Origin of the sequence: Asinibacterium sp. OR53, from assembly GCF_000515315.1 — a bacterium.
GTDB lineage: Bacteria > Bacteroidota > Bacteroidia > Chitinophagales > Chitinophagaceae > Sediminibacterium.
Window position 1 is genome coordinate 2,880,941 of sequence record NZ_KI911562.1, and the last position, 26,936, is coordinate 2,907,876.

General features: G+C 46.4%; 21 protein-coding genes and 1 pseudogene. 14 read left to right on the forward strand and 8 right to left on the reverse strand.

Annotated elements, in window-relative coordinates:
- Positions 1–6: 6 nt before the first annotated feature.
- On the reverse strand, positions 7–1,101 hold the full coding sequence (locus SEDOR53_RS0112815) for a hypothetical protein (protein ID WP_026770083.1): 1,095 nt from the start codon (positions 1,099–1,101) through the stop codon (positions 7–9).
- Positions 1,102–1,456: 355 nt separating this feature from the next.
- Here SEDOR53_RS0112815 and SEDOR53_RS18900 point away from each other — a divergent pair.
- The 4 genes and pseudogenes from SEDOR53_RS18900 to SEDOR53_RS0112835 all read left to right on the forward strand — a co-directional run.
- Positions 1,457–1,657, forward strand: a pseudogene (locus SEDOR53_RS18900) (helix-turn-helix domain-containing protein); the annotation flags it as partial.
- Between the two features lie 128 nt (positions 1,658–1,785).
- A complete protein-coding gene (locus SEDOR53_RS0112825; protein ID WP_026770085.1) occupies positions 1,786–3,612 on the forward strand; it encodes an ABC transporter ATP-binding protein in 1,827 nt (608 codons plus the stop codon).
- A gap of 112 nt (positions 3,613–3,724) precedes the next feature.
- Positions 3,725–4,168 carry a DUF3276 family protein gene (locus SEDOR53_RS0112830; RefSeq protein ID WP_026770086.1) on the forward strand — a complete coding sequence of 148 codons (444 nt, stop codon included), beginning with the start codon at positions 3,725–3,727 and terminating at the stop codon, positions 4,166–4,168.
- A gap of 102 nt (positions 4,169–4,270) precedes the next feature.
- Complete coding sequence (locus tag SEDOR53_RS0112835) at positions 4,271–4,756, forward strand: asparaginase domain-containing protein (RefSeq protein ID WP_026770087.1); 486 nt, start codon at positions 4,271–4,273, stop codon at positions 4,754–4,756.
- A gap of 12 nt (positions 4,757–4,768) precedes the next feature.
- On the opposite strand, the gene SEDOR53_RS0112840 is transcribed toward SEDOR53_RS0112835, so the two are convergent.
- The 3 genes from SEDOR53_RS0112840 to SEDOR53_RS0112850 all read right to left on the reverse strand — a co-directional run bounded on the left by SEDOR53_RS0112840 (position 4,769) and on the right by SEDOR53_RS0112850 (position 7,990).
- Positions 4,769–5,251, reverse strand: a complete 483-nt coding sequence (locus SEDOR53_RS0112840) for a GNAT family N-acetyltransferase (RefSeq protein WP_026770088.1) — start codon at positions 5,249–5,251, stop codon at positions 4,769–4,771.
- Between the two features lie 4 nt (positions 5,252–5,255).
- Positions 5,256–6,914 carry a glucose-6-phosphate isomerase gene (gene pgi / locus SEDOR53_RS0112845; RefSeq protein ID WP_026770089.1) on the reverse strand — a complete coding sequence of 553 codons (1,659 nt, stop codon included), beginning with the start codon at positions 6,912–6,914 and terminating at the stop codon, positions 5,256–5,258.
- Positions 6,915–6,976: 62 nt separating this feature from the next.
- Positions 6,977–7,990, reverse strand: coding sequence for a low specificity L-threonine aldolase (locus SEDOR53_RS0112850; protein WP_026770090.1), 1,014 nt, complete (start codon positions 7,988–7,990; stop codon positions 6,977–6,979).
- Positions 7,991–8,164: 174 nt separating this feature from the next.
- Here SEDOR53_RS0112850 and SEDOR53_RS0112855 point away from each other — a divergent pair, with 174 nt between their 5' ends.
- The 7 genes from SEDOR53_RS0112855 (at position 8,165) to SEDOR53_RS0112885 (ending at position 17,178) form a co-directional block, all read left to right on the forward strand.
- Entirely contained in the window at positions 8,165–9,505 is a 1,341-nt protein-coding gene (locus SEDOR53_RS0112855; RefSeq protein WP_026770091.1) for a TolC family protein, read from the forward strand.
- A 20-nt stretch (positions 9,506–9,525) separates the two neighbouring features.
- A complete protein-coding gene (locus SEDOR53_RS0112860; RefSeq protein WP_026770092.1) occupies positions 9,526–10,653 on the forward strand; it encodes an efflux RND transporter periplasmic adaptor subunit in 1,128 nt (375 codons plus the stop codon).
- Positions 10,654–10,674: 21 nt separating this feature from the next.
- The gene (locus tag SEDOR53_RS17950) at positions 10,675–13,872 is read left to right on the forward strand and encodes an efflux RND transporter permease subunit (protein WP_051416638.1); all 3,198 of its coding nucleotides are present in this window, start codon (positions 10,675–10,677) and stop codon (positions 13,870–13,872) included.
- Positions 13,873–14,055: 183 nt separating this feature from the next.
- The gene (locus SEDOR53_RS0112870) at positions 14,056–14,913 is read left to right on the forward strand and encodes an RNA polymerase sigma factor RpoD/SigA (protein ID WP_026770093.1); all 858 of its coding nucleotides are present in this window, start codon (positions 14,056–14,058) and stop codon (positions 14,911–14,913) included.
- Positions 14,914–15,005: 92 nt separating this feature from the next.
- Entirely contained in the window at positions 15,006–15,953 is a 948-nt protein-coding gene (gene trxB, locus SEDOR53_RS0112875) for a thioredoxin-disulfide reductase (RefSeq protein WP_026770094.1), read from the forward strand.
- A gap of 112 nt (positions 15,954–16,065) precedes the next feature.
- A complete protein-coding gene (gene folB, locus SEDOR53_RS0112880) occupies positions 16,066–16,419 on the forward strand; it encodes a dihydroneopterin aldolase (protein WP_051416639.1) in 354 nt (117 codons plus the stop codon).
- 3 nt (positions 16,420–16,422) lie between these two features.
- Entirely contained in the window at positions 16,423–17,178 is a 756-nt protein-coding gene (locus SEDOR53_RS0112885; protein WP_026770096.1) for a hypothetical protein, read from the forward strand.
- 1 nt (position 17,179) lies between these two features.
- Here the strand turns inward: SEDOR53_RS0112885 and SEDOR53_RS0112890 are convergent, their stop codons facing one another.
- The 3 genes from SEDOR53_RS0112890 to SEDOR53_RS0112900 all read right to left on the reverse strand — a co-directional run bounded on the left by SEDOR53_RS0112890 (position 17,180) and on the right by SEDOR53_RS0112900 (position 20,403).
- Positions 17,180–17,872 (reverse strand): hypothetical protein, encoded by a 693-nt coding sequence (locus SEDOR53_RS0112890; protein ID WP_037361260.1) that lies wholly within the window; start codon positions 17,870–17,872, stop codon positions 17,180–17,182.
- Positions 17,873–18,110: 238 nt separating this feature from the next.
- On the reverse strand, positions 18,111–19,061 hold the full coding sequence (locus SEDOR53_RS0112895; RefSeq protein WP_026770098.1) for a class I SAM-dependent methyltransferase: 951 nt from the start codon (positions 19,059–19,061) through the stop codon (positions 18,111–18,113).
- A gap of 151 nt (positions 19,062–19,212) precedes the next feature.
- Positions 19,213–20,403 (reverse strand): pyridoxal phosphate-dependent aminotransferase, encoded by a 1,191-nt coding sequence (locus SEDOR53_RS0112900; protein ID WP_026770099.1) that lies wholly within the window; start codon positions 20,401–20,403, stop codon positions 19,213–19,215.
- An 86-nt stretch (positions 20,404–20,489) separates the two neighbouring features.
- Between SEDOR53_RS0112900 and SEDOR53_RS0112905 the strand changes: the two genes are divergently transcribed.
- The 3 genes from SEDOR53_RS0112905 (at position 20,490) to SEDOR53_RS0112915 (ending at position 25,713) form a co-directional block, all read left to right on the forward strand.
- Positions 20,490–21,917, forward strand: coding sequence for an L-serine ammonia-lyase (locus SEDOR53_RS0112905; protein ID WP_026770100.1), 1,428 nt, complete (start codon positions 20,490–20,492; stop codon positions 21,915–21,917).
- A gap of 99 nt (positions 21,918–22,016) precedes the next feature.
- On the forward strand, positions 22,017–24,116 hold the full coding sequence (locus tag SEDOR53_RS0112910; RefSeq protein ID WP_026770101.1) for a tetratricopeptide repeat-containing sensor histidine kinase: 2,100 nt from the start codon (positions 22,017–22,019) through the stop codon (positions 24,114–24,116).
- Complete coding sequence (locus SEDOR53_RS0112915) at positions 24,109–25,713, forward strand: histidine kinase dimerization/phospho-acceptor domain-containing protein (RefSeq protein WP_026770102.1); 1,605 nt, start codon at positions 24,109–24,111, stop codon at positions 25,711–25,713. Before SEDOR53_RS0112910 ends, SEDOR53_RS0112915 begins: the two co-directional genes overlap by 8 nt.
- A gap of 21 nt (positions 25,714–25,734) precedes the next feature.
- On the opposite strand, the gene mqnE is transcribed toward SEDOR53_RS0112915, so the two are convergent.
- The gene (gene mqnE / locus SEDOR53_RS0112920) at positions 25,735–26,904 is read right to left on the reverse strand and encodes an aminofutalosine synthase MqnE (RefSeq protein WP_051416640.1); all 1,170 of its coding nucleotides are present in this window, start codon (positions 26,902–26,904) and stop codon (positions 25,735–25,737) included.
- Positions 26,905–26,936: the final 32 nt, after the last annotated feature.

Here is a 26,936-nt window from a genome sequence, read left to right on the forward strand (position 1 = left end):
TGGCAGTTAATAATAACATACTAATGCAATGTGCTGGTAGTTCTTGAGCGCGTTCTTTTCAACAAATTCTACATCGCCGCCACTCTCTAATACTTTTTCAATTATATTATCTACAGGGTTTTTAATGGGAGAAAATTTATTGTAAGTATTCCTGGTAGGGATTGATGAATTTTTGCTACGGTCTGTATATTTATAATCCTTCTCCACGATTAATAAACGGCCTTTATGATTGATGGCCTCTTTCCAGACATCGCGTATACCGGTAGCCAGCTTTTTTTTATCTGCTGCAGCTTCCAGCTGGCTTATTAAATTCTTTTGTGTCACTTTTTCCCATTCATCTGTATAGGGGCGCAATATTTCGTACAACTGCTCAATATTGGCATCTTCGTAATTACCATAGATATAGTCGGTAATAAAGTTTGAATGCTTGGTAATACTTTTAAAATGACCGATCATTTTTTCAACACCCATGACGAAAAGAGGTTGGTGATATGAGTGGAGGATAATGTCCAATGTATTATCAATATGATGCAGGAACTTATCCATTATTGTTTCCCTGCGGCGGGGTATATCGGTAAAGTTGGCCACTCTTTCAGGAATGTCATTATACACTTCATAGACAGAAGGGAGTGAGTCTGACATTATTTTAATGAGTTTCCCGGAGTCTCCCAAATACATTTTGCTTTCTTTGCCATTTATCTGAAGTGCCAGGAATTGATGGTTTGTTTTTTTGTTATACACCAGCTTGCGGATATCAAAGGAATCATCGACAATAATTTTAGATTCAACAGCGATATCGAGATATAATACTTTTTCAAAGACCGGTGATACATAGATTACAATACTCTTTTTATTCGTGCTGAAATTCAGGTTGCCGATCAATTCCTGAAGTTTTTGCAGCATCAGCTTAACGATATCTTCCGAATAAGACTTTCTTAATTCATGTTCTACACAGCTTGCTGCATTGTTCAAAGAATGGTATAGTTCTGCTTTTGCATTCATTTTGGGTTCGAATGGGAGAGTAACGGAAACGGCAGGGTGATAATAACCGGCTTTTGTCTCTTTTTTATATTTAAACTTTGGAGTAATTATCCTGTTCATAGCTATAGATTTTAGAAACCTAAATTACTTGCTGCACTATTTAAAAACACTGATACGCATCACCGGCTATATTGATTATCCTCATTTGGTATTGACGTCATATAATCTCTTTTGTGGTTAAAGAAAAAGCTGGTTTTTCAATTACTATATGCCATGATGACTCGTAAGATTAGGTAGTAAAGTGCTTGTGTTTTCTTTTTGAATAGACCTCGTTCATATGCTGACGGCGTTAAAAACTGCTTCGGGCGTTTGATCTACCCAAAAAGCTATAGTAAAATCTGAAGTTGATATATTTTTCATTTGCTTGCTTTTGTTATTGCGGCTGTGAGCTGCTGTTGTATATATTGTGTCTATTAAAGCTACCGGCAACACTCCTATAGAATATGCACAAAGAGTAAAAATCGAGTCTGCAAAAAAGACTTTGGAAAGCACCCGCAAAACTATTAATGAGGTGATGTATGAAGTTGGTTATTCAGATATAAAAGCTTTTAGAGAACTATTTAGAAAGATAACCGGCTTGTCGCCACTTGAATATAAAAACAAATATAATCAATGAGTTTCCTGCGTGTGTTAACTGGAGAGGATGACTTTCCACCGAAAAACCGCATGTTTTCAATGGATATCTTCTCCGTTTATCAAATACCTGTCCGGTAAATCCCTTAGTCTGCGCTACCTTTGGGGGGCATGGCACCTTTATCTTCTTTACGTAAATATTTCTGGAAATACCGTGTACGCTTTATAGTAGGTACCCTGTTTGTTGTATTCTCCAACTATTTTGCCGTATTGGCGCCACAGATAACCGGTTTTGTGGTGAACCTGGTACAGCAGCGATTGCCCGGCGCGAGGCCGGTTGTTTCCAAACCGGTACATGATGTGCTGGTGCACCGGTTCATCACCTGGGTGCAATCGGCACAGTTCAGTTTTGGCTGGCTCATCGCCGTTTGCAGCCTCACCATTTTATTGCTGGCCATACTGCGCGGTATTTTCATGTTCTTCATGCGCCAGACCATCATTGTCATGAGCCGGCATATTGAATACGACCAGAAGAATGAAATTTTTAAACATTACCAGCGGCTCGATACGAATTTCTACAAGACCCACAGCACCGGCGACCTCATGAACCGGATGACGGAAGACGTGAGCCGTGTGCGGATGTACACCGGTCCCGCCATCATGTACCTGATCAACCTCGTAACCCTCATTGGATTTTGCGTGATGAATATGCTGCGTAAAGATGTGTCGTTAACACTCTATGTACTGGCGCCATTGCCACTGCTGGCCATCACCATCTATTTTGTAAACAGCATCATCAACAAAAAAAGCGAAAGGATACAGGCGCTTTTGTCAGACCTCACCACCAATGCCCAGGAATCGTATTCCGGTATACGCGTGATCAAATCTTTTGTGCAGGAAAAAGCCATGCTCGGTTTCTTCACCAGGAACAGCGAAGCATATAAAAAGAATGCCGTGAGCCTGGCCAGGGTCGAAGCCATTTATTTCCCCAGTATGGCACTGATGATTGGACTCAGCACGTTGGTCACCATACTGATAGGAGGTGTACAGGCCCTGCACGACAGCAGCAAGATCGGACTGATCGTTGAATTCGTCATCTATATTAACATGCTCACTTTCCCGGTAAGCGCCATCGGGTGGACGGCCAGCATGATCCAGCGGGCTTCGGCTTCCCAAAGAAGGATCAATGAATTCCTGCTCACCGAGCCTACCATTGCCAATCTTCCCGAAGCCCAGCAGGTAAAGGTTTCCGGCGATATTGTATTCGATGCAGTAAATTTTATTTATCCGCATACCGGTATCAACGCCGTCAAACAATTCAGCTTGCGGATTGCGAAAGGAGAGAAGGTGCTGGTATTGGGCAGAACCGGCAGTGGTAAAACCACCCTTGCGCAGTTGTTGTTGCGTTTTTACGATCCGCAGGAAGGGAAGATCACCATTGGCGGCAACGATATCCGTACGATGGACCTCAAATCTTTCCGCGACCAGGTGAGTTATGTGCAACAGGATGTGTTCCTGTTCAGCGATACGGTGCGTGACAATATCAGCTTTGGACTGGCCGCACCTGCATCGGAAGAACGGGTAATGGAAGCCGCTGCTTTTGCCAGCGTACACAAAGAAATACAGGGCTTTGCCAAAGGTTATGAAACCATGATCGGAGAGCGGGGGGTAACATTAAGTGGTGGCCAGAAACAGCGGATATCCATTGCCCGCGCGTTGATCAAAAACCCCGAGATCGTAGTGTTCGACGATTGCCTGAGCGCCGTGGATGCCAAAACAGAACACGTTATTATTGGTAACCTCTACCGATACCTGCACGATAAAACCGCTATCATCATCACCCATCGCATATTCTCCTCTTTCCCTTTTCATAAGATCGTCGTGCTGGACAATGGCGAGCTGTTGGAAATGGGTACACACGAGGAACTGATGGCCGCCAATGGCTATTATGCCGAGTTATACCGGCTCCAACTGACCGAAGAAAAGGCCGAAGTATAAGGCAAAAGCGGCTTTTTGCGGGGTTTCCGGCAGGTTTTATGAAAATTTTGGTAATTCAATAACAATCATATATTTGTGTCACTCAAAAATTAACCAAACAAAATCTACAACTGTGTCGTACGAGAACAACGAAAAAAAAATGGAAAGTGTGTACAGCACACGTATCAGGGCAGGCAAAAGGAGGACGTATTTTTTTGATGTAAGGGCAACACGCGGTAATGATTATTTCCTGACCATTACAGAAAGCCGGAAACGCTTTGACAACAACGGGTACGACAGGCACAAGATCTTCCTGTACAAAGAAGACTTCAACAAGTTCATCAAGGCACTGAACGAAGCCGTAGATTATGTAAAGACAGAACTGATGCCTGATTTTGATTTTGACGCTTTTAACCATGAATACAACGATGCCGAGGGTGAAGTAGTAGAAGTTGCGGAAGAAACCGCTGTAGTAAGCGAGCAACCAGTAACTGCTCCCGTTGCCGCAGCTGCTACTCCCATTGTTGATGCGGTAGCCGCATCCAACACCGCTTCGGAAGAAGTAGACAAATGGTAACCAGCCATAAACTAATTGCTTATCCAAAAGCCGCTTTCACCAGCGGCTTTTTTTATGTGCGAATGATTTTGAATCTTTACATCCGAATTCAAATTGCCAGCTATGATCCGCATCTTTATTACCGGTGGAACCTTCGATAAGGAATACAATGAACTGAATGGAGAACTTTATTTTAAGAATACCCACATGCAGGAACTGCTGGAAAAGGGAAGGTGCCGGCTGGATGTTCAGATCCGCACCCTGATGATGATCGACAGCCTGGAAATGACCGATGAAGACAGGGACCTGATCGTACACCAGTGCATCCAATGTGAAGAAGACAAGATCGTTATCACCCATGGCACCGATACCATGTCTGTAACAGCCCGTGTGCTGGCAGAAAAAGTCAAGAACAAAACGATTGTACTCACAGGGGCCATGATCCCCATCAAATTCGGTAGTTCCGACGGCCTATTCAACCTGGGCGGGGCTTTAGCATTCGTGCAAACCCTGCCGCCCGGCGTTTATGTAGCCATGAACGGCCGTTGGTTCAATTGGGATAATGTACGCAAGAACAAACAGACCGGCGTATTTGAAGAAATAAAATAGCCCGCAAATCGGTTACAGATTTTTCAGCATCCAAATGCCGCAGCCGCAGTGCCCGCTGTTTCCCATAGGAGCTGTAAGGTATTGAAAGCCAAATAGCTCATAAATGCCAACTGCTTTTTTTAATTCAGGCATACTTTCAAGATAAACCCTTGAAAATCCTTTTGCTTTGGCGGTTTCCAAACATAAGTTGATCAGCTGTCTGCCGAGGCCCAATCCGCGTGCAGCAGGCGCCAGGTACATCTTCACCAGTTCGCAGGTATCTGCCGGCAATGCATTAGTAGGATAAATGCCCGCACCGCCCAATAGCGCTCCGTCTTTTTCCGCTACAAAATAGATGCTGGCGGGCTCAGCCTGGAAAGTTTCAAATAAATGATCGGTGGTTTCGTCGTAATAAACGGTTCCGGGCTTATTGGCGCCAAACTCTTCCAATGCCTTGCGAATGATGGAGGCAAGGGCTGCATTATCTGTTTGTGCTATTGGCCTGATGTTAACCATTGATTCAGTTTTTCCTGAACTGCTTATAGGCATTGACCAATCCGTTCGTGGATGAGTCGTGCGTAGCCACTGCTGCATCATCGGTTAATTCGGGCAGTAATTGATTGGCCAGTTGTTTACCCAGTTCCACGCCCCATTGATCGAAGCTGAAAATATTCCAGATCACGCCCTGCACAAATATCTTATGCTCATAAAACGCAATCAAACTTCCCAATGAATGCGGTGTGATCTCTTTTAACAGGAATGAATTGGTAGGCTTATTGCCTTCGAATACTTTAAAGGGCAGCAGCCGCTTGATCTCTTCTTTACTCTTATCGGCTTTCTCTAACTCCGCTCTTACCTGGTTCTCTGTTTTGCCATTCATGAGCGCTTCTGTTTGCGCAAAGAAATTAGACAACAGTTTGGTATGATGATCGCCTGTAGGATTGTGGCTGATAGCCGGTGCAATAAAATCGCAGGGGATCATCAATGTGCCCTGGTGGATCAGTTGGTAAAAAGCGTGTTGTCCGTTGGTGCCCGGCTCGCCCCAGATCACCGGTCCGGTTGCATAATTAACCGGGTGCCCGCTGCGGTCAATGCTTTTACCGTTGCTTTCCATATTGCCTTGTTGCAGGTAAGCCGCAAAACGATGTAAGTATTGATCGTAGGGGAGAATGGCTTCACTTTGCGCACCAAAGAAATTGGTGTACCAGATACCGATAAGCGCCATCAACACGGGTATATTCTTATCAAATTTCTCTTTGCGGAAATGTTCATCCACTGCTGCCGCACCTTTCAGGAGCGCTTCAAAATGTTCATATCCGATGGTGAGTGCAATAGACAAGCCGATAGCGCTCCACAGAGAATACCGGCCGCCTACCCAGTCCCAGAATTCAAACATATTGGCTTTGTCGATACCAAATGCCGTTACTTCTTTTTCATTGGTGCTGAGCGCCACGAAATGTTTGGCCACATGCGCCTGGTCTTTTGCGTGCTTCACAAACCAGTCACGCGCCGTGTGCGCATTGGTCATGGTTTCCTGCGTGGTGAAGGTTTTGGAAGCCACCAGGAAAAGTGTTTCTTCAGGCGTTACTTTTTTCAGTGTTTCAGCGATATGCGTTCCATCGACATTGCTCACAAAATAAGTTTCAATGTCTTTTTTCCAATAGGGACGGAGCGCTTCCGTTACCATTACCGGCCCCAGGTCGCTGCCGCCGATGCCGATATTGACAATGTAACGGATCTTTTTGCCGGTATATCCTTTCCATTTACCGCTGTGCACTTCCTCGCAGCATATTTTCATGTGGTTGAGTACCCGTTGCACATGGGGCATGATGTCTTTGCCATCTACCAATATAGGGGTATCGGAAAAATTACGCAGCGCGGTATGCAATACCGAACGGTGTTCCGTTTCATTGATCTTCAGACCGGCGAACATATCGTGGATCGCATCTTTCAGCTTGCAGTCTTCCGCCAGTTGCAACAACAACTGTAAGGTTTTCTGGTTGATGATATTCTTGGAATAATCGAACAGTGTTTCTTCAAATACGAGGGAGAAGCGCTGGAAACGCTCGGGATCGGCCGCAAAAAGGTCTTTCATGTGACGGCGGCTCATTTCTTCTTCGTGGTGTTTCTTCAATAAAAACCATGCCTGGGTATTCGTTGGATTGATTCTCGGTAACATGCGCTTGCTTCTTTTCTAATTTCAATGATAAATAAAGTCCACTTAATCAATAAACAGCTGTACTACAAAGTATCAATCACCCTAATGGTTTCGTCCACCATGGAGGAACTAATATCTAAATGCAACACAAACCTGATTTGTGTAGAGGATATGGCAATTGCGTAGATATTGGATTGTTTAAGGATTGCCGACAAACCAGGTGCGGTAAAACGGCCTTTCACTTCAAAAATAATGATATTGGTTTCAACTGGTAAAATCTCGCCTACAAAATCTTTCTTTTGCAATGCTGCTGCAATTCGCTGCGCATGTGCATGGTCATCCGCCAGGCGTGCTACATTATTTTCCAATGCATAAATTCCCGCTGCTGCCAGATAGCCCGCTTGCCGCATACCGCCGCCAAATACTTTCCGTATCCTGCGCGCTTTCTTAATATAAACGCCGGATCCGATCAATACACTTCCTACCGGGGCGCCCAATCCTTTACTTAAACAAATAGAAATACTGTCGAACACAGTTCCATATTGCTGGCAGGTTTCATTCTTCGCTACGAGGGCATTGAAGAGGCGGGCCCCATCGAGGTGCAGCCTGAGGTTATTATCCAAACAAACCTGTTTTATTTCCTGTATATCAGTAAATTGATAACAGCTTCCACCGCCGCGATTGGCTGTATTTTCTAAAGAGACCAATGTGGAGGCCGGCTTATGTACATCATCTGCATTGATGGACTGTTTCACTTGTGCTGCCGTGATACGGCCACGGTCGCCATGCAGCAAACGCACCGAGCAACCCGAGTTGAAAGCAATGCCGCCTCCTTCGTATTGGTAAACATGCGACAACTGATCGCAGATCACTTCATCTCCCGGTTGTGTATGACATTTGATGGCAATCTGGTTGGTCATGGTGCCACTGGGGCAAAAAACAGCCGCCTCCATGCCAAACAAACCGGCACATAATTGTTCCAACCGGTTTACCGTTGGGTCTTCTCCAAAAACATCATCCCCAGTTGGAGCTGACTGCATTGCTGCCAGCATGCCAGGGGTAGGCCGTGTAACGGTATCACTTCTGAAATCGATCATGCCGCTAAGATAGGTGTTGCGATCAGAACAAGATGATTCCGAAGCTTACCGTTTATAAAATAATGTTGCAACTATGATCCTGGTGCCCTTAATTTTGCAAATTAAAAAAATTGCTCATAAATTAATATCTTCAATCTACCGATTGGAGACTTCCGTATTCCTAAAACGGATATCATGATTCGAAAGATCCATATCACTAAACCCGTTTACCTCCTCTGCATCCTTGCTTGTTTGTATTTACCCGGAAAAGCGCAACAGTCGCAGCAGGATGCCACTTTATTACAGAACGCCAGCCTGGACAATGTTGTGCAGTATGCTTTGAAGCACCAGCCTTCTTTTCAACAGTCGCTTATCGATGAAGAGATCGTTGAAACCACCATCCGCAACAAACTATCGGCCTGGTACCCACAACTGAATTTGAACTATAGCCTGCAACACAATTTCCAGGTGCCAACAAGTGTCATTGGCGGAAACCCCATCAGGCTGGGCGTTAACAATACTTCTGCTGCACAATTCACTGTATCCCAGAACCTTTTCAACCGCGATGCATTGCTGGCTTTCCGCAGCAAGAGCGATGTTCGTACGCAGGCACGTCAGCATACCGGTATCGACAAGATCAGTGTGATCTCCAACGTGTCGAAAGCCTTTTACGATGTGCTGGCTACCATGCAACAGATCAAAGTATCGGATGAAAATATTGCGCGGCTGGAAAGCAGTATACAGATAGCAACCAACCAGTACAAAGCCGGACTGACTGACAAGACCGATTATAAGCGTGCTACCATTTCTCTCAACAACAGCAAAGCTACCCGTGCGGCCAACCTGGTAGTATTGAAGGCTAAGTCAGCCTACCTGAAAACGCTGATGGGTTGTCCGGATAGTGTAGACCTGCATATTGCATACGATACCCTTCAACTGGAGAAAGATGCGGTACTGGATACATTGCAGTTGCCCGATTATACACGCCGCGCGGAATACCAGTTCCTGCAAACGCAGAAGAAACTGTGGTCGGCCAACCTGCAATATGAGAAATGGTCATACCTCCCCACAATAGCCCTCAACGGAGCGTATAACATGAATTTCCAAGACAACGATTTTGCCAAGTTGTACAATATGAATTTTCCCAGTTCTTTTGCGGCGTTGACGATAACCCTTCCCATTTTCCAGGGGGGTAAGCGCAAAGCGAATATCGACCAGGCAGGGTGGCAGTTGAAGAAGACCGACTGGGACATCATCAACCTGAAAAACGCTGTCAATGCACAGTATGCACAGGCAATGGCCGGCTATAAAACCAACCTGGCTAATTACCAGGCGCTGAAAGAAAACCTGGCGTTGGCTAAGGAAGTGTATGGCATTATTGAGTTGCAGTACAAATCGGGCGTGAAGACTTACCTGGAAGTCATTACAGCAGAAACCGATCTGCGTACATCGGAGATCAATTATTACAATGCCTTATACCAGGTGCTGGCCAGCAAAATAGATGTGCAGGTAGCCCTGGGCCAAATCGTTTACTAATTTTTAAATCATCTCTTTATATGTTGTTGCATACTTTGAAAAATCATACCGGCATCATTATAACGGCGTTGTTCCTGGCTTCCTGCGGAAGTTCGCAACAACAGGGGCCGCAGCAGGCTGGCCTGCAAGCCGTACCGGTAACCCTCGATACAGTAAAAAGCACTGATGCGGTGTATCACGATGAATATCCCGGCACGGTGGTGGCCTTCAACCAGGTAGATATCAGGGCGCAGGTAAGCGGTTATGTTACGGGGCTGTTCTTTAAAGATGGAGATAAAGTGAGCAGGGGGCAAAAATTATACACCATCGACGCGCAGGTATACGATGCCAATTACCAGCAGGCGCAAGCCAACCTGCAGGTGCAGGAAACCAATTTATTGAAAGCCCAAAAAGACGCCGACCGTTACCATGAGTTGGATAAGCACGATGCCATTGCCAGGCAGCAAGTTGATTATGCCGATGCCGCATTGGAAGCCGCGCACAAACAGGTATCGGCCGCCAAAGCAGCAGTGAACAGCATGAAGAGCAACCTGGGTTTCACTACCATTTATGCGCCGTTCAGCGGCACCATTGGTATTTCACAGGTAAAGCAGGGAGCCGCAGTGGTGGCAGGTCAAACCGTGCTCAACACCGTTTCTACTGATAACCCTATGGCCGTTGATTTTGCTGTGAACCAACAGGAGCTGTATCGTTTCACGCAATTACAACAGAAGGGGAGCAAGGATTCTACTTTCACCCTTGCATTTGGAACAGATGTGTATCCTGCTAACGGTACCATCAGCATGATCGATCGCGCTGTTGATCCGCAAACAGCTACCATCAGAACAAGGCTCAGCTTTCCGAATGATAAAGGCATGTTGAAAGCAGGGATGAGCGCTACCGTACGTGTACTCAACCAGGTATCGAATCACGCTGTGATGATCCCTTATAAAGCGATTACAGAGCAATTAGGTGAGTTCTTCGTTTACGTAGTGGGCGATAGCAGCAAAGTGAACCAGCGCAAAGTGCAGTTGGGTACTCAAATAGGAAACAACGTGATTGTGCAGAGCGGTTTGAATGCAGGTGAAAAAATAGCCGTGCAGGGAGTACAGAATTTACGTGAAGGAGCAGTGATTACTACTGCTGTCAAAGGCAAGAGTCAAAAATAGAGCGTTAATTTTTAATTCAATATGATCGCAGATACTTTTATAAAACGTCCCGTTACAGCCATCGTCATTTCCATTGTGATTGTGCTGGTGGGATTGATCTCCATGACCAACCTGCCTGTTGCGCAGTATCCTGATATCACACCGCCAACGGTTTCCATCAGTGGTAATTTCACCGGCGCCGATGCGCAGACGGTGGAACAGACGACCACCACGGCCATTGAATCGCAGGTGAACGGTACGCCGGGCATGACCTATATGAGCAGTAACAGTACCAGCAGCGGACAGAGCAGCATTACGGTAAATTTTGAAGTAGGTACCAATATCGATATCGCCACGTTGGATGTACAGAACCGCGTGAGTGTGGCGCAACCTACTTTGCCCGATGCGGTGAAACGACTGGGACTCACTACCCGTAAGCGTAACCCCAGCATCATGATGGCGCTGGCGCTGTATTCACCCAATGGTACGCACGATGCGATCTTCCTGGGTAACTATGCGAATATTTATTTGAAAGATGCGCTGCTGCGTGTGAAAGGAGTGGGAGATATCCTGGCCCGTGCCGATGATTTCAGTATGCGTGTATGGCTCAACCCGCGCAAGCTGGCTGCGCTGGGCCTTACACCGGCCGATGTGAATGCTGCGCTCGCAGAACAAAACCTGCAGATCGCGGCAGGAACCGTGGGCGGTAATCCGCAACCGGGACAGCAGGTCTTCGAATACAATGTGCTTACCAGCAGCCGCATCAATACCAAAGAGCAGTTTGAAAACATCATCGTACGTACCAAGCCTTCCGATGGAAGTATCGTCTATTTGAAAGATATTGCCCGTGTTGAGTTAGGTAAATTCGACTATTCCATCAATGCCCTGGTAAATGGAAAGCCTTGTGCTTTCGTGCTTATTTACCAGGCACCCGGCGCCAATGCACTCGATACTTATGCCGGTGTGATGAAAGCATTGGATAACCTGAAAAAACATTTCCCTAAAGATGTCGATTACCTGGTGCCGCTCGAAACAGCATCAGTAGTACAGGTATCGATCGATGAAGTGATCCATACCTTGCTGGAAGCGTTGCTGCTGGTGGTATTGGTGGTATTCCTGTTCCTGCAGAACTGGCGCGCTACGCTGATCCCTGTGTTGGCGATACCGGTATCATTGATCGGCGCCTTTATTTTCTTCGCGCCCTTCGGATTCACCATCAACACGCTTACACTCTTTGCCTTTGTGTTGGCCATCGGTATAGTGGTGGATGATGCCATTGTGGTAGTGGAAGCAGTACAGCATTATATCGACCATGAAAAGATGACGCCCAGGGAAGCCACGCAAAAAGCCATGAAAGACATTTCTGGTCCGGTAGTGGCTATCGCGTTGATATTGGCAGCTGTGTTCATACCGGTAGGATTTGTGCCGGGTATCGTGGGCAGGCTTTACCAGCAGTTTGCCATTACCATTGCCGTTTCGGTAGTGATCTCTGCATTCGTTGCGCTTTCACTCACCCCGGCCCTGTGTATTGTATTGCTGAAGCCTTCTAAAGATGCAACAGCGAAAAAGAACATCCTGGAAAAATTCTTTGCCGCTTTCAACAACAAGTTCACCAGGCTCACCCGTTCTTATGCACGTGGTGTAGGTAAATGGATCCGCGCAACGCCTTATGTATTGGTGATGATGGTGTGTTTGTTCGTAGGATTGTTTTTCCTTTTCAAAGCCAAACCTTCCGGCTTTATACCCACGGAAGACGAAGGCCGTTTGTATGTAACGTATGAAATGCCCGAAGGAACTTCTACGACGCGCAACGTGGCTATGATGAAGGATGTAATGGCCAGAGTGCGGGCGATCCCTGCCGTTAAAGTGGTAGGGGGACTGGCCGGGCTCAACATTGTAAGTTTCTCCAGCAAATCCAACACCGGTACCATGTTCGTGAGCCTGAAACCCTGGGAAGACCGGAAGAAAGCGGAAGAACAATTGAAAGGGGTGATTGCAGAGATCACCAAACGAACTGCCAATATAAAAGAGGCACGTATATTACCCATTGCGCCGCCCGCCATCCCGGGATTGGGCGCCACTTCGGGTTTTACTTTTGAACTGCAACAGACCACCAGTACCGACAGCCTCAGGCAATTCGAAGCAGTAGCCAAAAGATTCCTCGGCGCGCTCTACCAGCGGCCGGAAATTGGTATGGCATACACGTTCTTCTCTACACGAACACCGGGTTACCAGGTAGATGTTGACAGGGAGAAAGCGAAAAAGCTGGGCGTATCTGTGGCAGATGCTTATTCAACATTGTCAACCTTGCTGGGCAGCAGTTACGTAAACGATTTCAATATTTACGGCCGTAATTTCAGGGTGATGACGCAGGCTGACAGCAGTTTCCGCGGATCCATCGATGACCTGCAGGGCTATTACGTGCGTAACAGCCAGGGTGGAATGGTGCCGATGGGTGCGTTGGTCAATACAAAGCTGATTGAAAACCCGGCCGTCATATCACACTATAATATTTACCGTTCTATCGAGATCAACGGAGCACCCAAACCCGGCTTCAGCAGCGGACAGGCCATCGAGGCATTAAAACAAACAGCGGCCCAGGTGCTGCCCGAAGGTTACAGCTATGAATTTTCGGGTATGAGCAGGGAAGAGATCAAAGCAGGCAGCAGTGCGGCGATGATCTTCGCTATCTCCATTGTGTTCGTGTTCCTGTTCCTGGCGGCATTGTATGAGAGCTGGTCCATCCCGTTCTCGGTATTGTTCGCCGTGCCGATCGGCGCATTCGGCTCTATTCTTACGCTTACCTTCATCCCATCACTCAGTAATAACGTATATGCACAGATAGGGTTGATTACCCTGATCGGACTGGCGGCCAAGAACGCCATCCTGATCGTGGAATTTGCCAAAGAGCGGGTAGACAAGGGGATCGACATCGTTCACGCCACTTTACAGGCAGTAGAACTGAGGTTGCGGCCTATTGTGATGACCTCCCTGGCCTTTATCCTGGGGGTATTGCCCCTGGCATTTGCATCGGGAGCGGCGGCGGAATCGAGAAAAACCATTGGCTGGACCGTATTCGGGGGTATGCTGGCGGCTACCACACTGGCCATATTCGTGGTACCGGTATTCTTCGTACTTATTACGAAAATATCCTATGGAAGAAAACTCAAGCGGTTACAGGAGCAGCAGCGGCTGGAGGAGGGTATTGACCAGTCTATCGCCGATTCCCGTTTGAGCTGATTAATTGTCATATTTTGCCCATTTATGCAGTTTTTTCCACAAAAGCTGGCAAAATCCATTGTTACGATGTAACTTTGCGGGCTTCTTATGATCGTATTGGGTAACTTTAACGATTTTAGTACAGCGCTTTTGAAACATTTGAGGTCTTTTAGTCGTTTACATTAAATAAGATAATATCACATCATGAGGCAGCTCAAAATTGCAACACAGATCACCAACCGAGATTCGCAGGCCGTAGAAAAGTATCTGCAGGAGATTTCCAAGATCCCTATGATCACTCCCGAGGAGGAGACTACACTGGCACAGCGCATCAAAATGGGTGATCAGCGAGCGCTCGACAAATTGGTGCAGGCCAACTTACGTTTCGTGGTATCTGTGGCTAAGCAGTACCAGCACCAGGGCCTTTCTCTTAGCGACCTGATCAACGAGGGCAACCTCGGTCTGATAAAAGCAGCCCAGCGTTTCGATGAAACCAAGGGTTTTAAATTCATCTCATACGCGGTATGGTGGATCCGCCAGTCCATTTTACAGGCGTTGGCAGAGCAGGGCAGATTGGTCCGCCTGCCTCAAAACAAAATTGGCACATACAACAAAGCCAACAAAGCCTATATGGCTTTTGAACAGGAGCACGAGCGCGAGCCGTCTACCGAAGAGTTGGCCGAAATCCTGGAGATGAGCGAAACCGAGATCAACAACATCTTCCAGAGCAACACCCGTCACACTTCACTGGATGCCCCCGTACACGAGGCGGAAGATGTAGCCATGGGCGACCTGCTGGAAGGTAGCGATGATACCGATGACGACGTGATGAAAGATTCACTGCGTGAAGAAATCCGCCGTGTATTGAAATCACTGAGTCCGCGTGAAGCCGAAATCGTGAATGCGTATTTTGGTCTGGATGGCGAGAACGGGGTGACCATAGAACAGATTGGCATGAAGTACGACCTGACAAAGGAGCGTATCCGCCAGATCAAGGAAAGGGCCATCAAACGCTTGCAGAAAGCGCGCTACAGTAATGCATTGAAAGCATACCTGGGATAAGGTTCTACAAAGAAACTGACAATAAGACCCCTCTGTGAAAACGGAGGGGTTTTTGTTTGTATGTTTGTTCAAATCTAAATAGTCTAAGTAGTATGGCAAATGAAGCAACGGAAAAAGTACATGTGCTGATCATAGGTTCCGGACCTGCGGGTTATACCGCCGCCATTTATGCGGCCCGCGCCAATATGAAGCCGGTATTGTACCAGGGTATACAGCCTGGCGGACAGCTCACCATCACCACAGAAGTTGAAAATTATCCGGGTTATCCCGATGGCATACAAGGGCCTGAAATGATGGTCCATTTTGAAAAGCAGGCTGCCCGGATGGGCGCCGATATCCGTTACGGACTCGCTACCAAAGTTGATTTCTCCCAACATCCATACAAAGTGCAGATCGATGAAGAAAAATGGATCGAAGCAGATGCCGTGATCATCTGTACCGGCGCTTCGGCCAAATGGCTGGGACTGCCCAGTGAAGAACGCCTGAACGGTTTTGGCGTGAGCGCCTGTGCCGTGTGCGATGGATTTTTCTTCAAAGGAAAAGATGTGGCCATCGTTGGTGCAGGAGACACTGCTGCGGAAGAAGCTTTGTATTTATCGAAACTCTGCACTACTGTTCACATGTTCATCCGCCGCGATAAAATGCGCGCCAGTAAAGTGATGCAGGAAAGGGTATTGAATGCACCCAACATCAAAGTGTATTGGAACACTGATACTGATGAAATACTGGGAGAAAAGAAAGTGGAAGCTGTTCGCATCAAAAACAACCAGACACAGGAAACACAGACCATACCCATCAGCGGATTTTTTGTTGCCATCGGCCATCACCCCAACAGCGATATCTTCAAAGGATGGCTGGATATGGATGAGACCGGTTACCTGCTTACCACGCCGGGCACTACCAAAACTAATATAGAAGGTGTATTCGCTGCGGGAGATGTGCAGGACAAGAATTACCGCCAGGCGGTAACAGCAGCCGGCAGCGGTTGTATGGCGGCATTGGATGCGGAACGGTACCTGACAACGAAAGGACTCGTTTAATTTTCCCGTCACCTTGAGCGAGCGAAGCGAGTCGAAAGGCCTCATGAAGCTTTCAGCAGATCCCTCGACTCGCTTCGCTCGCTCGGGATGACGGTTGCAACAAATGATATTTATGCTTTCAATACATTTAAACAACCTCCTTTTTCACTCCTTTCATGGTTTATATGAAGAAGAGACGGTATTGGGCAATGATTTCAAAGTAGATGTTACCGTTTGGCACCAGCCTGCCCGTATTCCTGTCAATGCTTTACATGAAACCATCAACTATGTCAGGGTTTATGAGTTGATAAAGAAAAGAATGGAAACGCCTACTTTGTTACTCGAAACACTGGCTACTACTATTGCGCAGGAAATACTCGCAACTTTTCAGCAGGCGGAAAAAGTCAAAATATCGATCGATAAATTGCAACCACCGATACGCGATTTTAATGGAAGTGTGGGAGTGGAGTTTGAATTAACTAAATAGTTCATGAAATATAATTTAGTCGTATTCATTTTATTGTTCAGCGCAGCGACCTTGCGTGCGCAGGATGTGAATGTACTGTTGAAAGAAGCAGATAATTTTGAAAAGCAGCAGAAAGACCAGCCGGCATTGGATAAATACAAGGAGATATTATTGATATCGCCTGCTAATATCCGTGCATTGGTGCATTCTGCCGAGTTGAATTTATCGTTGGGCAGTAGGGTAACAGATAAGAACGGCATGCGCTTGTATTATGAGTCAGCAGCGGCTTTTGCGCAGCGGACCTGGCAGGCAGACAGCAACAATGCTGATGCGAATTATATTATGGCGCTGGTAGCCGATCGCATGCCCGAGATAGAAACGGAAGCGAAGAAAACAGCGGTTTATTTTAAAGATGAAAAAAGATATGCTGATAAAGCGCTGTTGTTGAATCCCCGTTACGGGAAAGCGCATTACCTGTTAGGCAAGTGGCATTATGAAGTGTTGACGCTGCCGCCTTTGAAAAAAGCCGCCATCAAATTCCTGCACGGAGGTTTACCACAAGCCGATATGGATTCTGCCATTGCACACCTGGAACAATGCAAAACACTGGAGCCTTATTTTGTAGCGAATTACCTCGTATTGGCGAAAGCATATAAAGAGAACAGGCGGCCCGCACAAGCTATTGAAGTATTGAAGCTCCTGGTAAGGCTGCCTGTTCGCACTGCCAGCGACCCTGCGCTGAAAGCAGAAGGTGCTGAATTACTGCAGTCGATGCAATGATTTAATTCTTGAACAGGTAACGCACACCAAAAGAAAGTGAATTCATCGAAAACCCGCTGAGCCCGGTTGAAAAACCAATTGCATCATTATAGGTCTTGATAGTAGAACCTCCTCCCGAAGTATTCTTTATATCACTGTGACTGTATGCCAGGTTCAGCAGGTTACTCAATTCGCAAGAGACGAGGAAGCGCTCGTTCAATTGATACATCAGTCCCATTGATCCTGATATGCCCAACATATAAGTATTGGTTTTTGTTTCGGGTGAACCGAAAGAAGCTGCTGCCGTACCTGTACCAAAGAGATAATTGCCATACCCGGTTCCGGTAAAGCTGAGATAAAGTTTGTTGGCAAGGGGGTGCAGTTTGGTTTTGTTGACAAAAGCTCCCAGTGAATTTGTTGAAATCGTCTGCTCAAAAGGGTTGCCTATATTGCTCCTCGAACGAATGTAGGAATAACTGATCCCTCCACCGTTCAATACGGTTGGGCTTTTAAACCTGGATAGTGACAGGTTTAGACTGAATGAGGTGTAGCGCTGATCGGCAGGAGAAAATGTCGGGGACGGGTAGGTTGACGTGTTACCACTGTTTGAACCAAATGAAAGCTGTCCTCCCAGCAATTTTTGTCCGGCCTTGAATTGAGCATGTACGCCTGACAGGATAAAAAGCAGGCAGATAAAGAGTAGCATTCTTTTCATAGGGCAAATTTTATATGCAAAAGAACTACATGTATATAAAATAGCTGCATTCACTAAATCGCTTTAACTAATATTTAAGTAATTAGCTATAGCTACTTTTCAACAAATGCTTTCAGGCTTTGCCCGATGATAGATGACGATAGCTCCTGTCGTCTTTATTGGTAATGGCTTTCCAAACCCTGGATACCGGTGCGTTGAGCACTTCTTCAATAACGAATGGCGCGGTTTTCATGGCTATTTATTTGATTAGTTTATAGCACCATCTTTTGAGTTTTCCTTCGAAATCGAACGGGGTAGTGGCTTTGGTAATGTCTTTGATATCGCTGGCATGAATAGCGCCGGCATCCAATTGAAAACGGGTGAAATTGGTGCTGAAATAAATTTGTCCGCCGGGCACTGTAGCTGCAAGCACATCGTTCAGCAATTCAACATGGTCTCTTTGTATGTCCAGGATATCTTTCATGCGTTTGCTGTTGCTGAAAGTAGGAGGGTCCATTACCACCAGGTCGAAACTTTCGGGGGGCAAGGTTTTGAGGTATTGCTTTACATCGGCATGTACAAAGCGGTATTTGTTAGGCGATTTTAAACGGTTGATGGCGAAATTGGTTTCAGCCCATCCCAGGTAAGTTTTGGAGAGGTCAACAGAAGTAACGGCAGTTGCTCCGCCTGCGGCAGCATACACCGAGAAAGAACCGGTGTAACAAAACAGGTTCAATATGCGTTTTCCTTCACTTTCTTCTTTCACCATTTGTCGTGTGATGCGATGATCGAGAAAAAGACCGGTGTCGAGGTAATCGGTGAGGTTCACCTGGAACTTCAATCCGTTTTCCAGCACGGTAAAAAAAGCATCTTCCGTATTCAACCGTTCGTATTGCCCTTCACGGTGCGACATTCGTTTGCGTTGCCGTACATACATATGATCGGTTGGAATACCCATGATCTCGCTGATCGTTGCCAGGCATGCATCGAGCCATGCTTCATGTTCTTCATCGCTCATACCATGCCTGCGCAAATATTCGGCCAGGTAAAGCTTGTCTTCATACAATTCTATACAGAAAGGAAATTCGGGCAGGTCGTGATCATATACCCGATAGCAATCTACCTGCATACGCCGGGCTTGTTTGCTCCGGTGCTTGTACACTTTTGCCAACCGGTTACGGAACATGTCCATTTTATCAGTCTGCTGCATAGGACAAAATTGCAATAAAAACGTCATCCTGAGCGAGCAAAGAACGTCATCCTGAGCGAGCGAAGCGAGTCGAAGGACCTGCTTGAACATTCGGGCAGATCCCTCGGCTATGCTCGGGATGACGACTTGAAATGTTCAGGATGACTTGTATTTATTTCAATTTAGCCAGCGCATCTTTGATCCTTGCCCATGCTTTTTCAATATTGGGCATGCTGTTGGCAAAAGAGAAGCGAACGCATTTGGGTTCACCAAAAGCATCACCCATTACAGAAGACACATGCGCTGTATTCAACAGGTACATGCTCAGATCGGCTGCGTTCTGGATGGTCGTAGTGCCATCTGATTTACCATAATAAGCGCTCACATCCGGAAATACATAGAATGCGCCTTGCGGTGCAAAGCATTTGAAACCGGGGATGCCGCTTACCAGTGCCAGCGTTTTTTCTCTTCTGCGGGTAAACTCTTCCGTCATTTCCTGTGAAGGACGCAGATCACCTACAAGGGCCGCTACTGCTGCTTTCTGGGTGATGGAGCAGGTGCCGCTGGTGAATTGCCCCTGTAATTTTTCACAGGCTTTCACAATAGCAGCACTGGCAGCGATATAACCCAAACGCCAGCCGGTCATGGCAAATCCTTTACTGAGACCGTTGATGAGTACCACGCGGTCTTTCAGATCGGCAAACTGCGCAATGCTTTCGTGCTTGCCTACGAAGTTGATGTATTCATAGATCTCATCTGAAAGGATCACGATATGCGGATGCTTTTTGAAGATAGCAGCCAATGCTTCGAGTTCTGCTTTGCTGTACACAGCGCCTGAAGGATTACAGGGCGATGAGAACATGAACACTTTTGTTTTGGGTGTGATGGCGGCTTCTACCTGTGCAGGAGTTGGTTTGAAATCATTCTCCACACTGGTTCTGATCTCTACCACTTTACCACGGGCAATTTTTACCAGCTCAGAATAAGTTACCCAATAAGGAGTAGGGATGATCACTTCATCACCTTCATCCACCAATGCAAGAATGGCGTTGGCCAGGCTTTGCTTGGCGCCGGTAGACGTGATGATCTGATCAGGTGTATAATCCAAATTGTTATCGCGTTTCAATTTGGTACATACGGCTTCTTTCAAATCGGCAAAGCCGGCAACAGGTGTATAATGACTCCAGTTGTCGTTGATGGCTTTGATAGCAGCGTCTTTGATGTGCTGCGGCGTATCAAAATCTGGTTCACCCAGGCTCAGGTCGATCACGTCGACCCCTTTGGCCCTCAGTTCACGGCCCAGTTTGGCCATTTTAAGTGTTTCCGGTTCACTGAATCTGTTCAAGAGAGAAGAGAGTTGCATAGCTTCAAACATTAAAAAATAAAATATAGATTAATTGCTGCGTGAAGGTCGGAAAAACCAGCCAATTTTAAGCACTAACTTTGACTATGCCTCACGAAACAATTTCGGTTTTCGACATGTTCAAAATAGGGGTAGGCCCCTCCAGTTCCCATACATTAGGCCCCTGGCGCGCCGCTTTGCGCTTTGTAGAAACGCTCCGGGAACGCACCAGTCTTGACCAGGTAGCGGCTGTTACCGTGTTATTATACGGCTCCCTGGCCAAAACCGGTAAGGGGCATGGAACGGATATAGCCGTGCTATTAGGACTTTGCAATGAAGACCCGGTGACCATCGATGTCAACAGCATCACGCCCCGTATCAATGCCATCCGCGATAAAAAGCAATTGATGCTGGGAGGAGAGCAGGTAATCGCATTCAACGCCGCAGAACAGGTGCAATTCCTGTATCACGAAACATTACCCTTTCATCCCAACGGGCTTAGCTTCCTCGTGTCTTTGAAAAACGGGGAAGGATGGAGCGAAACCTATTATTCTATCGGTGGCGGATTTGTAGTCAAAGAAGGGGAAGACAACAGCCATAAAAATGCCGTAGAGCTTTCATTCCCCATTAATACGGCAGATGACCTGCTGCACTGGTGCATGAAAACAGGCATGGCCATCCATGAAGTGGTCATGGAGAATGAAAATGCCTGGCGCTCCGAGGATGCTACCAAAGCAGGTGTATTGCGCATCTGGCATACCATGAAAGACTGTATATATCGCGGCTGTCATGCCAAAGGAGAATTACCGGGCGGTTTGCAAGTGCGCCGCCGCGCGTTCGACCTGAATAAAAAAATGATACAGGGCCGTCCTTATACCGATTATGAAAGCTGGATGAAAGCGATTCGTGCAGGAGGGGAAGGCTTTCATTATATACTGGATTGGGTGAGTTGTTTCGCATTAGCCGTTAATGAAGAGAATGCCGCATTCGGAAGAGTCGTAACAGCGCCTACGAATGGCGCTGCCGGTGTGATACCCGCCGTGTTGCAGTATTTCGTTACATTTTGCAATGGGCATGATGATGACAAGATCATTCGGTTCCTGCTCACTGCTTCTGAAATCGGCAGCATATTCAAAAAAGGCGCCACCATTTCTGCAGCGATGGGTGGCTGCCAGGCCGAGATCGGCGTTTCTTCTGCCATGGCTGCTGCTGCACTCACCGAATCGATGGGAGGTACCCAGCGCCAGGCATTGATGGCTGCCGAAATAGCCATGGAACATCATTTAGGATTGACCTGCGATCCGATAGGCGGATTGGTACAGGTTCCCTGTATTGAAAGAAATACCATGGGTGCTATCAAAGCCATTACTGCTTCGCAGTTGGCATTACAAAGTTCGCCCGATTATGCCAAAGTGAGTCTCGATAAAGTAGTGAAAACCATGTGGGATACAGCTTTGGATATGAGCAGCAAATACAAGGAAACCGCCGATGGAGGGTTGGCGATCCATATTCCGATCAGTTTGCCGGAGTGCTGATAGAGATGTACAAATGACTCAATAAACAATGACTCAATGAAGGAATGATGGCCTTATCTCTAAAAAATCCCTAAATTGTCGGAATAGCAACTGCGGCTGATGGGGATTCTTACCAAATATGGACTCAAGATTGCATGTCGGACTTATGCTGTTGCCCTTGCCTGGTTGTTTGTTATCGCTTGTTCTACCCAATCTACTACCGATCACAAAGAACACGCAGCGCAAGTGCGAAGCATTGTGGCCATTGCCGACAGTCTAAAGAGCAATGGCCCTGCATGGGTTGAACATTTTATCGACTCTGCCTTTCGCAGTATTCCCAATACCAGTGCATTCGATATTGCAAAGAAATACCATTACCTCGCCAGTTATTATTACGATCGGCAAAGAGATGTTGCGAAATCCGGGGCCTATGCAGACAGTATGTTGCTTACAATTACTGACAGCACACAGGTACCGGAACACATAAAACTTTATGCCAACGCCCTTTTAGTTAAAGGCGATGCAGTAAAATCAGAAGGCAGGTACAATGATGCCATTTCCTATTTCTACCGAGGAAAGTTGTTCATGCAAATGACGAAAGACACCTGTAGCTTTTACGAATACGACGCCAGACTGTCCATGCTCTATTATGATCTCGGCAGGTATAAAGAGGCCATCCGGCATTACAAGGAAACACTCGATGCAGCGCTCCACTGTCCTGAAAACCTCTTTACCAGGTTCGCACAAGCGCAGGCGCAACTGGATAATATTGCATTGTGCTATTCAAATATGAAGCAGTACGACAGCGCCCTTTACTATTACGACAGCGCCCTGCATTATATAGACAAGCACAAACAACAATACCTGAACAGTGCCGACCGAACCTCCCGTCAGGCTTTCATTGAAACGGCTATTGGTGTGATTACCAGTAATAAAGGGCAAACCCTGCTGGATACAGGAGACAGCAGTACTACAGAGCAAGTGTTCCGTGAATCCATCCGCATCAATGCACAGCAGGGGCATGACCTGGCAGACGCACAAAACACCATGAGCAGTCTCGCCTCTTTGTTGTTGGGGCAACACCGATACAAAGAAGCGGGAGAACAATTGCAGCAATTGAGGCAATCCCTGGATCAGTCTCCCAGCACGGCTGCTGAATACGATTACCGGAAAGTAAAATGGAAGTATTATGAGGCGCTAGGTCAACCCGAATTGGCTTATGCAACACTGAAGAGCTTCTTACAATTAAAAGATTCTCTTAATAAAGCATCTGAGCCATTGCATTCCATCAATATACAGGATGAATTCACCAATATATCTCAACATTATGAACTGGCATTACTAAAAAAGCAGAGCGAATTAAAAACGGTCTACCTGTCCATTGCATTTGTTGTATTTGTGATGACATTACTGATCATCCTGTTGATATTGAAAAATGTGAGGAAATCCAGGCAGTATGTTCAGGAGCTGGGTAAACTGAATGCTTTCGTTACCAAACAAAACAATCACCTGAAGAAAAATTTATCGGCTTTGAAACAAAGCCAGCAGGAAAACTCCCGTATGACGCGGGTCGTAGCCCATGACCTGCGCAATCCTGTTGGGGGAATGGTGGCCATGACTGAATACCTCGAAGAGCAGCATCCGCTCATCAATAAAGACAGTAAAGAGCCGTTGCAACTGATGGAAGCAGCAGGCGGCCGGGCTTTGAACCTGATCAACGAGTTACTGCACCTGAATATTCCGGCCGATACCCTCAAAGAACCGGTAGAGCTGGATACAACGCTGAAATACTGTGTGGATATACTTCGCCCAAAAAGCAAAGAAAAAGAACTACAACTCGAGTTGCACCTTATACCTGTAACGGTAATGGCCAACAGGGAAAAACTATGGCGTGTTTTCAGCAACCTGATTACCAATGCCATCAAATTCAGTCCGTCTGGCAGCACGATTACCATCTCCATGCAAAAAGAAGGAGCAACCGTTCTTGTATTGGTAAAAGACCAGGGGATAGGTATTCCGGAATCATTCAGGGATAAAATATTCAGTTTTTCACCCGAGGTCAAGCGAACCGGCAGTTCAGGCGAAGCATCCTTTGGACTCGGGTTGTCCATTGCCAAACAGATTGTAGAGGCACATAAGGGAGATATATGGTACGAAAGCACAGAAGGGATGGGTACCGTTTTTTATGTACGCTTAAAGGTTACAGAAGCAAATGCGTAAGTATAGTATCATACTAGGTTGGCTGTTTTCCCTGGCTTGTTCTTCTCCATACCGGCCTGATGGAGAAAAGAACGCTGTAAAGGTGCAGCAGATACTTGCTACTGCTGATACTTATACGGGAACAATGGTTGACCAGATACCTCATTTTATCGACTCTGCATTCCAGCAAATCCATCATCCCAGCCGGTTCGACATGGCCAGAAAATACGATTACCTGGCTTCCTGTTATTTTACTCATCAAAAAAACTACAAAAAAGCGTGGGCTTATTCAGACAGTGTATTGAGCGTACTACCAGATAGCACCCGCTTTCCGGCGTACATAAAAATATATGCCAGTGCTGTATTGACCCAGGGCGACTTATTGATATCGGAAGGCAAATTCAATGATGCCATTTTATATTATTACCGGGGAAGGCAATTCATGTTGAAAACACAAGACACCTGTAACTTCACCGAATACAGTAAACGTATCGCCATGCTCTATTATATGCAGGGCAGATACAGAGACGCCATCCCTTATTTTAAAGAAACATTCGATGCGAGGTCTCATTGCCCTGAAAACAGTTGGGTCCGGTTTGCTGAACAACAAGGGCAGCTGAACAATATCGCATGGTGCTACAATTACCTGGGACAATTGGACAGCGCCGTCTATTATTGCGACAGCGCCATGCGTTATATTGATCGGTCAATCCATCAACATAGGAGTGATCCCGTTTACATACAACAACAGTCTTATATTCAAACCGCTATAGCTGTTATCAATGGCACCAAAGGCGAAGCATTACGATTGAAAGGTGATGAAAAAAACGCAGAACAACTGCTCCGGGAGGCCATCCGAATAACCGGTCAAAAAGGCTACGATATACGCTTTTCACAAGGAACTACGGCCAAGCTGATATCGTTGCTATTGACACAACACCGTTACCCTGAAGTCAGGGAGCAGTTAATAGAACTAAGACAGTCCCTTGATCAACACCCCAATATTCAGTATGAACTGTTATGGCGGGAAAAGCAATGGCTCTATTATGATGGATTGAGAAAACCCCTTCCTGCATTTGCTGCATTGAAAAATTACCTACAACTGAAAGATTCTCTGGCAAAAGTGGCCAGACCTTTGCGGGTCATTGACATACAAAATCAATTCAATAACATATCCCGTCGTTATGAATTAACCCTGCTGAAGAAGCAGGATGAATTGAAAACAGTTTACCTGACCATTGCCGTTATTGTGTTTGCAATGGCCCTGATTGTTCTTATACTGGTGTTGATGAACAACAGTAGATCCAAACGGCAACTTGCCGAACTGGACAAATTGAACAAATTCATTACCGAGCAGAATGATCATATGAAAGAAAGTCTCTCGGAACTGGAGCAAAGTCAGCAGGAAAACACCCGCATGATGAAGATCATGGCCCACGACCTGCGCAACCCTGTGAGCAGCATGCTAGGCACAACAGAATACCTGAGCAGTTATAAAGACCTGACGCAAGAAAACGCCAGGAAACAATTAACGCTGATGAAAGAAGCCGGCTGGAAGGCCTTAAAACTAATCGATGAGCTATTGCGACCGGATATTACCAATGCTGGGAAACAGTAGCAACGGATGCCGGTACTTAATTTAGTTTAAAGTTATTTCTTCAATCGCCAGATCACTATAATCCCTGATCTCATTATACAGTGTACCGCGTTCTACCGGCTGGCGTTTTACTTGTTTGATCAGCGTTACCAGCTCTGTAGTATTCATGGCAGGCGTTTGTTCTTCACTTCCTGCCATAGTATATATTTTTGTAGAGTCGTCGATGGTACCGTCGATATCGTTTACGCCGAATGATAATGCCAATTGAGCATTCTTTCTTCCCAGCATGGGCCAATAAGCTTTGATGTGCGGGAAATTATCCATGTACAGGCGGGCCATGGCGTACATGCGCATGTCTTCCACTATTGTTGATTCGGGAACATGGCTCATGTCATTGTCTTTGTTCCTGAACTTCAGCGGGATAAAAGTATTGAAGCCGCCGGTCTGATCCTGTAACTGACGCAGACGCTCCATGTGATCGATGCGGTGTTCGAATTTTTCAATGTGTCCGTAAAGCATGGTGGCGTTACTGTGCATACCCAGTTCATGTGCGACACGATGAATATGCAACCAGCCTTCGGCATCCACTTTATCATCGCATATCTGCTTTCGGATATCGGGATGGAATATTTCTGCACCGCCACCAGGTAAAGAATCCAATCCGGCTTCGTGCGCCATCTTCATGCCTTCTTCAACCGACACTTTGGCTTTGCGGAACATATAATCGAGTTCAACAGGCGTGAAGGCTTTGATATGCAGATCGGGACGATGTGCTTTGATGGTTTGGAGAAGCTCGATAAAAAATGCCAGGTTCATCTTGGGGTGAACGCCGCCTACAATATGCACTTCGGTCACCGGCTTTCCATCGTAACTTTTAACGATGTGCATCATTTGCTCGATGCTCAGTTCCCATCCTTCTTCACGGTTGGCATAGAGGCGTGAGTAAGCACAAAAGGCACAGGAGAATACACATACATTGGTAGGTTCTATATGGAAGTTCCTGTTGAAGTAGGTTTTGTTTCCGTGCTTTTGTTCGCGTACCCAATTGGCCAGTGTACCAAGAAAGGCCAATGAGCCTTTCTCAAATAGTGTTACGCCATCCTGGAAATTGATGCGCTCTTTGCGCAATATCTTTTCACCTATTTTTTTCAGTTCGTTCGTATCATCGAGGGAAGCAACCAGTGCAAAGGGATCTGACGCGGTCGGGATCATGTTCACAGATTTTGATGTTCAGACAACAAATT

Excerpts from the sequence above, each read along its gene's own strand:
- SEDOR53_RS0112815 (WP_026770083.1), bottom strand. The coding sequence starts at position 1,101 with ATGAACAGGATAATTACTCCAAAGTTTAAATATAAAAAAGAGACAAAA.
- SEDOR53_RS0112825 (WP_026770085.1), top strand. The coding sequence starts at position 1,786 with ATGGCACCTTTATCTTCTTTACGTAAATATTTCTGGAAATACCGTGTA.
- SEDOR53_RS0112835 (WP_026770087.1), top strand. The coding sequence starts at position 4,271 with ATGATCCGCATCTTTATTACCGGTGGAACCTTCGATAAGGAATACAAT.
- SEDOR53_RS0112840 (WP_026770088.1), bottom strand. The coding sequence starts at position 5,251 with ATGGTTAACATCAGGCCAATAGCACAAACAGATAATGCAGCCCTTGCC.
- pgi (WP_026770089.1), bottom strand. The coding sequence starts at position 6,914 with ATGTTACCGAGAATCAATCCAACGAATACCCAGGCATGGTTTTTATTG.
- SEDOR53_RS0112850 (WP_026770090.1), bottom strand. The coding sequence starts at position 7,990 with ATGATCGATTTCAGAAGTGATACCGTTACACGGCCTACCCCTGGCATG.
- SEDOR53_RS0112855 (WP_026770091.1), top strand. The coding sequence starts at position 8,165 with ATGATTCGAAAGATCCATATCACTAAACCCGTTTACCTCCTCTGCATC.
- SEDOR53_RS0112860 (WP_026770092.1), top strand. The coding sequence starts at position 9,526 with ATGTTGTTGCATACTTTGAAAAATCATACCGGCATCATTATAACGGCG.
- SEDOR53_RS17950 (WP_051416638.1), top strand. The coding sequence starts at position 10,675 with ATGATCGCAGATACTTTTATAAAACGTCCCGTTACAGCCATCGTCATT.
- SEDOR53_RS0112870 (WP_026770093.1), top strand. The coding sequence starts at position 14,056 with ATGAGGCAGCTCAAAATTGCAACACAGATCACCAACCGAGATTCGCAG.
- trxB (WP_026770094.1), top strand. The coding sequence starts at position 15,006 with ATGGCAAATGAAGCAACGGAAAAAGTACATGTGCTGATCATAGGTTCC.
- folB (WP_051416639.1), top strand. The coding sequence starts at position 16,066 with ATGCTTTCAATACATTTAAACAACCTCCTTTTTCACTCCTTTCATGGT.
- SEDOR53_RS0112885 (WP_026770096.1), top strand. The coding sequence starts at position 16,423 with ATGAAATATAATTTAGTCGTATTCATTTTATTGTTCAGCGCAGCGACC.
- SEDOR53_RS0112890 (WP_037361260.1), bottom strand. The coding sequence starts at position 17,872 with ATGAAAAGAATGCTACTCTTTATCTGCCTGCTTTTTATCCTGTCAGGC.
- SEDOR53_RS0112895 (WP_026770098.1), bottom strand. The coding sequence starts at position 19,061 with ATGCAGCAGACTGATAAAATGGACATGTTCCGTAACCGGTTGGCAAAA.
- SEDOR53_RS0112900 (WP_026770099.1), bottom strand. The coding sequence starts at position 20,403 with ATGCAACTCTCTTCTCTCTTGAACAGATTCAGTGAACCGGAAACACTT.
- SEDOR53_RS0112905 (WP_026770100.1), top strand. The coding sequence starts at position 20,490 with ATGCCTCACGAAACAATTTCGGTTTTCGACATGTTCAAAATAGGGGTA.
- SEDOR53_RS0112910 (WP_026770101.1), top strand. The coding sequence starts at position 22,017 with ATGGGGATTCTTACCAAATATGGACTCAAGATTGCATGTCGGACTTAT.
- SEDOR53_RS0112915 (WP_026770102.1), top strand. The coding sequence starts at position 24,109 with ATGCGTAAGTATAGTATCATACTAGGTTGGCTGTTTTCCCTGGCTTGT.
- mqnE (WP_051416640.1), bottom strand. The coding sequence starts at position 26,904 with ATGATCCCGACCGCGTCAGATCCCTTTGCACTGGTTGCTTCCCTCGAT.